7 protein-coding genes are annotated in these 6,937 nt (G+C 63.3%); all 7 read left to right on the top strand.

Features of this window, described 5'->3' with window-relative positions:
* Positions 1 to 166: 166 nt before the first annotated feature.
* A complete protein-coding gene (trpC, locus tag ACYVDE_RS11255) occupies positions 167 to 994 on the top strand; it encodes an indole-3-glycerol phosphate synthase TrpC (protein WP_460501633.1) in 828 nt (275 codons plus the stop codon).
* A gap of 5 nt (positions 995 to 999) precedes the next feature.
* Positions 1,000 to 1,734 (top strand): phosphoribosylanthranilate isomerase, encoded by a 735-nt coding sequence (locus ACYVDE_RS11250; RefSeq protein ID WP_460501632.1) that lies wholly within the window; start codon positions 1,000 to 1,002, stop codon positions 1,732 to 1,734.
* Entirely contained in the window at positions 1,731 to 2,933 is a 1,203-nt protein-coding gene (trpB, locus tag ACYVDE_RS11245) for a tryptophan synthase subunit beta (RefSeq protein WP_460501631.1), read from the top strand. Before ACYVDE_RS11250 ends, trpB begins: the two co-directional genes overlap by 4 nt.
* Positions 2,934 to 2,960: 27 nt before the next feature.
* Positions 2,961 to 3,740: a tryptophan synthase subunit alpha gene (gene trpA, locus ACYVDE_RS11240; protein ID WP_460501629.1), complete on the top strand. Its 780-nt coding sequence runs from the start codon at positions 2,961 to 2,963 to the stop codon at positions 3,738 to 3,740.
* 145 nt (positions 3,741 to 3,885) lie between these two features.
* Entirely contained in the window at positions 3,886 to 4,890 is a 1,005-nt protein-coding gene (aroF, locus tag ACYVDE_RS11235) for a 3-deoxy-7-phosphoheptulonate synthase (RefSeq protein WP_460501628.1), read from the top strand.
* Between the two features lie 261 nt (positions 4,891 to 5,151).
* Positions 5,152 to 5,874 (top strand): phenylalanine-4-hydroxylase, encoded by a 723-nt coding sequence (locus ACYVDE_RS11230; RefSeq protein ID WP_460501626.1) that lies wholly within the window; start codon positions 5,152 to 5,154, stop codon positions 5,872 to 5,874.
* A gap of 174 nt (positions 5,875 to 6,048) precedes the next feature.
* Positions 6,049 to 6,937 (top strand): hypothetical protein (locus ACYVDE_RS11225; RefSeq protein ID WP_460501624.1); only part of this gene is annotated, 889 nt, incomplete at its 3' end.

Below are 6,937 nucleotides of genomic sequence, written 5' to 3'. Positions count from 1 at the left end.
GCCCTGCAATGCGCCCGCCCCGGCCTGAGCTGGACCGATGCTCTGGCCCTCAGCCGCGAGTCGCTGGACTCGGGCGCGGCCCGACGGGCATTCGAAACCATGCTGGCCATTCAATAAATTTCTACATGGCGCGAAGCAAATCCTCCGCGCTGCTGTTTTCTACACCATGTCGCAAGCCACCATCCTCGATACCATCGTCGCCCACAAGCGCAAAGAAATTGCCAGCCGCCGCGAGCTGGTGCCCGTGAAGCTGCTCGAAACCAGCCTGTATTTCAACGCACAGCCGCTGTCGCTGCGCAAGTACCTGCTGCGCGAAGGCGGTAGCGGCCTCATCGCCGAATTCAAGCGCAAGTCGCCCTCCAAAGGCTGGATTAACCAATACGCGCCCGTCGAACGCACCACGCTGGGCTACATGCAGGCCGGCGCGGCGGCGCTGTCCATCCTCACCGATACCGAGTTTTTCGGCGGGAAGAACGAGGACCTGACCACGGCGCGTCGCTTCAATTTCTGCCCCATTTTGCGTAAGGATTTCGTGGTAGACGAATACCAGATTCTCGAAGCCAAGAGCATCGGGGCTGATGCCGTGCTGCTGATTGCCGCCGTGCTCACACCCCAGGAAATCGACTCGTTGGGCCGCCTGGCCCGCTCGCTGGGCCTGGAAGTGCTGCTCGAAGTGCACGACGGCGAAGAACTGGCTCGCTCCATCAATGCCGACGCCGTGAACCTCATCGGCGTGAACAACCGCAACCTGCACGACTTCAGCCTGAGCCTCGATACCTCGATGGCGCTGGCCGAAGCCATTCCAGGCGAATTCGTGAAGGTGTCGGAAAGCGGTATCTCGACGGCCGCCGCTATTGGCCAGCTGCGCGAAGTAGGCTACCGCGGCTTCCTGCTGGGCGAGGCCTTCATGCGCCACGCCCGGCCCGAGCGCGCCTGCGCCACGCTGGTGCAGGAAATCGCCGCGCTGCCCAAAACCGAAACGGCCTCCGTTTAGCTCCCATGAAAACGCCCCGGCCCAACCTGAATAATCTGGCCGCCGCGGCTGGCGTGCCCGGCGCTACGGCCGCTTCGGAAGCTCCCGCCCAGCCGGCGCGACTGTTGGTGAAGGTGTGCGGCATGCGCGACGCCGAAGTGCTGCCGCACATTGCCGCGCTGGGGCCGGATTTTTTGGGTTTCATCTTCGCGCCGAAGTCGCCGCGCTTCGTGGGCGAGGCGCTGGCTCCAGAACTCGTGCAGACCCTGCCGCCGACCATTTGGAAAACGGGTGTGTTCGTGAACGAAACCACCGAGAACATCCTCGCCACCGCGCAACGTTTCGGCTTGGCCGCCGTGCAGCTGCACGGGCAGGAAACGCCCGCGCAGTGCGAGGAGCTAAACGAGGCCGGCCTGCTGGTGCTGAAGGCGTTTTCGGTGGGGGAGAAGGTTGACTTTGATGCTTTGCTGCCCTACGTGCCGCATTGCGACTATTTCCTCTTCGATACCAAGGGGGCCGCGCCCGGCGGTAACGGAGCCACTTTCAATTGGAAACTGTTACAAGCCTACAACCTGCCCGTACCGTATTTCCTGGCCGGCGGGCTGGGGCTGGAACACGCCGCCGAGCTGGCGGCGCTGCGTCTGCCCGGCTTGGCCGGCGTCGACCTGAACAGCGGCTTCGAAACCGCGCCGGGCGTGAAAGATGCCGGCCGCTTGGCCCAAATGTTTACCCAACTGCGCTCCGGCGCCTCATCGATATGACTCCTACAACCTCCTACCAACAGCCCACGGCCCGTGGCTACTACGGTCAGTTCGGCGGGGCCTTCGTGCCCGAAATGCTCTATCCCAACGTGGAGGAGCTGCGCACGCAATACCTGCAAATCATGGCCGAGCCGGAGTTTCAGGCCGAACTGAAGCAGCTGCTGCGTGACTACGTGGGCCGGCCCACGCCGCTGTTCGAAGCCAAGCGTCTGTCGGAAAAATACGGCACGCGCGTCTTCCTCAAGCGCGAAGACCTGTGCCACACCGGCGCCCACAAAATCAACAACACCGTGGGCCAGATTCTGCTGGCCAAGCGGCTGGGCAAAACGCGCATCATTGCCGAAACCGGCGCCGGCCAGCACGGCGTGGCCACTGCCACCGTATGCGCCCTGATGGGCCTGCCCTGCGTGGTGTACATGGGTGCGGTTGATATTGAGCGCCAGGCGCCCAACGTGGCCCGCATGCGCCTGCTCGGGGCCGAAGTCCGCCGCGCCGAAAGCGGCAGCCAGACCCTGAAAGACGCTACCAACGAGGCCATCCGCGACTGGATTGCCAACCCTGTCGATACGCACTACATCATCGGCTCGGTGGTGGGCCCGCACCCGTACCCCGATTTGGTGGCGCGCCTGCAAGCCATTATCAGCGAAGAAATGCGGGCCCAGCTGCTTGAAAAAACCGGCACTGAACTGCCTGATTTCGTGGTGGCCTGCGTGGGCGGCGGCTCCAACGCGGCCGGTGCGTTCTACCACTTCCTCGACGAGCCGAGCGTGCGCCTGATTGCGGTGGAAGCGGCCGGGTACGGCATCCACTCCGGGCACTCGGCGGCTACGTCGGTGCTGGGCACGCCGGGCATCATCCACGGCAGCAAAACCCTGCTGATGCAGGACGAACACGGCCAGATTACTGAACCGTATTCGCTGAGCGCGGGCCTCGACTACCCCGGCATCGGGCCGCTGCACGCGCACCTGGGCGAGGTGGGTCGCGCCGAATTCATCGCCATCACCTTCGCCGTTGCCCTGGCCGGCGTGGCCGTGTGCAGCCGCCTCGAAGGCATCATCCCGGCCCTGGAAACGGCGCACGCGCTGGCCGCCCTCGGCCGGCTGGGTGCAGGCCCCGACGACGTGGTGGTGGTGAACCTCTCCGGCCGCGGCGATAAGGACCTCGAAACCTACCTCAAAAACATGGATAAGCTGGTGTAGCCCGCGGCTCCCCGATACCTATATTATATGGACCGCCTCAAACACGCGTTCGCAAGCAAGCGCAACCTGCTCAACACCTACTTCACGGCCGGCTATCCCAGCCTGCACGATACCATCCCGCTGGCCAAGTCGCTGGTGGAAGCCGGGGCCGACATCCTCGAAATCGGCATGCCGTTTTCCGACCCGCTGGCTGATGGTCCGGTCATCCAGGGCAGTAGCACGGTGGCCCTGGCCAATGGCATGAACCTGCCGGTGCTGTTCGAGCAGCTGAAAGGCCTGCGCGCCGCCGTGCCCGACACGCCGGTGCTCCTCATGGGCTACCTCAACCCCGTGATGCAGTTCGGGGTGGAAGAATTCTGCCGCCAGGCGGCCGCCGTGGGCGTCGATGGCCTCATCCTGCCCGACCTACCGCTGGCCGAGTACGAAGAGTTCTACCAGGAAACCTTTAAGAAGTACGGTCTGAAAGCCGTCTTCCTCATCACGCCGCAAACGTCGGAGGAGCGCATTCGCCACCTCGACCGTCTCTCCGAAGCCTTCCTCTACCTGGTTTCGGGCCCCGGCACCACCGGCGGTACCACACTGCCCGATGCCGAGGCGCAACGCCAGTATTTCGAGCGCATTGCCGCCCTCGGGCTGCGCAACCCGCGCCTCATCGGCTTCGGCATCGCTGATAAGGCCGGTTTTGAGCGCGCCTGCCAGCACGCCGAGGGCGCCATCATCGGTTCGGCCCTCATCCGCGCGCTCGATGGCGCGGAAGATGCCCCGGCCGAGGCGGCGCGCTTTGTGCGGGGCATCAAGCAGGTGTAACCACTTCTACACGTCGTAAAAAGCACGTCATGCTGAGCGTAGTCGAAGCATCTCGCGTGCCACCACTAATCTAATCGTTGAACGATGCACGCGAGATGCTTCGCTGCGCTCTGCATGACGTTCTTTTCTCTTCTCGAATAATTCCGTGATAATCCAACTCGAAAAAAACGCCTCGGTGCCCACCATCACCGAGCACCTGAAACAACAGGGCTACAAGGCCACCGAAGTGACGACCCAGCACGCCCACTACCTGGTGGCCATCGGCAAAAAGGACGTCGATATCCGCACCATCGGCCAGCTGCCGGGCGTGCGCGACGTGCACCGCGTGAGCGACGACTACAAGCTCGTGAGCCGCAAGTGGCGCGTGAAGCCTACCGTACTCGACCTCGGCGATGGTGTCATCATCGGCGAAGGCACGCTGGCGCTGTGCGCCGGCCCGTGCAGCATCGAGAGCGAGGCCCAGATGGAAAAGGTGATGGACCACCTCGTGGCCAACGGCGTGCGCCTGATGCGCGGCGGCGTGTTCAAGCCCCGCTCGTCGCCCTACGCCTTCCGCGGGCTGGGGCTGGAAGGGCTGCGCGATTTCCACCGCATGGCCCGGGCCCGCGGCCTCAAAATTGTGACCGAAGTAATGCAGGTGTCGCAGGTAGAGGAAATGCACGACTACGTGGACGTGTTCCAGGTGGGTGCCCGCAACACCCAAAACTTCAACCTGCTCGACGCCCTGGGCGGCGTCGACAAGCCGGTGCTGCTGAAACGCGGTATCTCGGGTTCGATTGAGGAGCTGCTGTCGTCGGCTGAATACGTGTTTTCGGGCGGCAACGAGAAGTTGATTCTCTGCGAGCGCGGCATCCGTACGTTCGAAACAGCCAGCCGCAATACGCTGGATTTGAACGCGGTACCAATCCTGAAGGCCAAGAGCCACCTGCCCGTGATTGTGGACCCCTCGCACGGCATCGGCATTCGGGAGCATGTGCCCACAATGGCGCTGGCGGGCGTGATGGCCGGGGCCGACGGCATCGTGTACGAAACCCACGAAACGCCCGAAACTGCCGCCTCGGATGGGGCGCAGACGCTGGATTTCGACGAATCGGCCCGCCTGATTCGCAACCTGCGCCGCGTGTATGCGCTGCGTCAGGAACTGGAATAAAGAAAAATTAATGTGGGGAAATGCTTGCATTTCCGGAATCGGTTCCTAAATTCGTTCCACTCATGCGCCACAACTTCGTCAATTGCATTAACACCCTAATGACTGCCCCCAAACAGGGCGGGTACGGGCTGCGATTGGCGCTAACGGAAGACGAGGCATGATACCCGAACTTCTCTAGAAACCTTCAAAAGCCCGAATCCGCCAGGATATCGGGCTTTTTTTTCGCCCGATTTTACCAGCACTTTCCCCCTTCGTTACGCTATGTTTACGACCAACCGCCCCGCCGCTACTACCGCCAGCCAAGACCAGCTCATCTGGAAAATGCTGTTTGACCGCCAGACCGCGCTGCTGCACCGCCGCGCCGTGCCGGTGTTCTGGGAAAACCTGGCCTGGCTGGGCTACCGGCGCGAGGCCATCCCCGACATCCGGGAGCTGAGCGCCACGGTATTCGAGGAAACCGGCTGGCAATTGGCCCCGGTGGGCCGCCCGTTCGAGCCGGCCGCGTTTTTTGCCCTGCTGGCCGAGCGTAAGTTTCCGGTGGTGACGCGCATCCGGCCGATGTACGCCTTCGATTTCAGCCCCGAGCCCGACTTGTTCCACGACTTATTTGGGCACGTTCCCATGCTGCTTGACCAAGGCCTAGCCAACTTCTTGCACGAGCTGGGCCAAGCCTACGTGGCTCAGCCGGAAGGCTCGCCGGCTCGTGAGCAGCTGTGGGCGCTGTATTTCTTCACGGCTGAGTTTGGCATGGTGCAGCACGACGACCGCCCCATGCTCTACGGGGCGGGCCTGCTGTCGTCGGCCGGTGAGATTCACCACTGCGTGAACGAGTTCACGCCGCGCCCGGCCTTCGACCTGGCCACCGTGCTCAACACGCCCGTAACCGGTGCCCGCTATCAGAATCAATACTTTATGCTGCCCGCTTGGGAGCAGCTCACGGAGTGCGTGGAAGAGCTGGCCGGTATTCTGGCCACGAGCCGATAGGCTGTCGGGCCCGTCGGGAGTAGCGCAAGCTATATAGCTCGCGCCCACCGCTCGCTGGTGCCAACTGCTGCCGCCCCGGTGCTGCTATTGCGGCTCCGAGGCGGCAGTGTCTTTTCATGCCTTGGTAATGGCTGCCGTAGCCAAACCCAAGGGCCTGTGTACTAGCTTCGCGGCATGCTGTTTCAATTTGGTTCGCATAGCGCGTTGCTGCTGCCGTTTGTGTTGTGGGGGCTGGTGCTGACGGGGCATCTGCTAGTGAAGGCCTGGCGCTTCGGCACCCTGCCCGACGGGCTGCTGGCCCTGCTGCTTCTGCTGAACGTGCTGCCCGTGGCGCAATGGATGCTGGGCTACGCCGGCTGGTACGATAGCCACGATGGCTACTCCACCGCCATGTTCTATGTGCCTTGGCAGCCTTGGATATTTTGGGGGCCAGCGTTTTACCTGTATTTCCGCAGCCTCACCAACCAAGAGTTCGAGCTACGCAAGCACTGGCGGCACCTGCTGCCCGGGCTGGTGCTGGTGGGCCTGTACGCCGGCGCGGCCCTCTACGATTTGGGCTGGAGCCGCGCCCTGCACGGGCGGGCCTTGCCCTACCACTTCGGTACCAAGGGCGAAGCCGCCAACCTGCTCGACTACCTGAGCGGCCCCGTCAGCTGGCTCGGTTACGCCCTGATAATGGGCTACGGGTTGGCCACGCTCCGCCTCTTTCGCCGCTACCGTCGCTACCTCGACGATAATTTTTCGGACACAGCCCGGCTGCGGTTTCGGGGGCTACGCGACTTGCTGGTGGCCGCCCTCCTGGGCCTGATGCTGTGGCTGGGCTTCGACGTGCTGAATCGTGCCATCGGCCCGTTGGGCTACGGCGACTATTGGTACGCCTACTTTGCCAACGGCGCCCTCATTTATTTCCTGAGCATTGTGGGCCTGCAGGCCAACTTTGCCGCCATTACGCCCCTGCGCTTCGAGCCCGAGGCGGAAGAAGCTCCGCCGCTGGCGGGGGCTTCGGGCGCGGGAGCTACTGCAGTTGCTGCGCCCGCGCCGGCCCAGGCTCTGACGGCCGAGC

This window comes from Hymenobacter agri (genome assembly GCF_054778495.1).
This window is presented reverse-complemented; position numbering and strand designations above follow the sequence as displayed.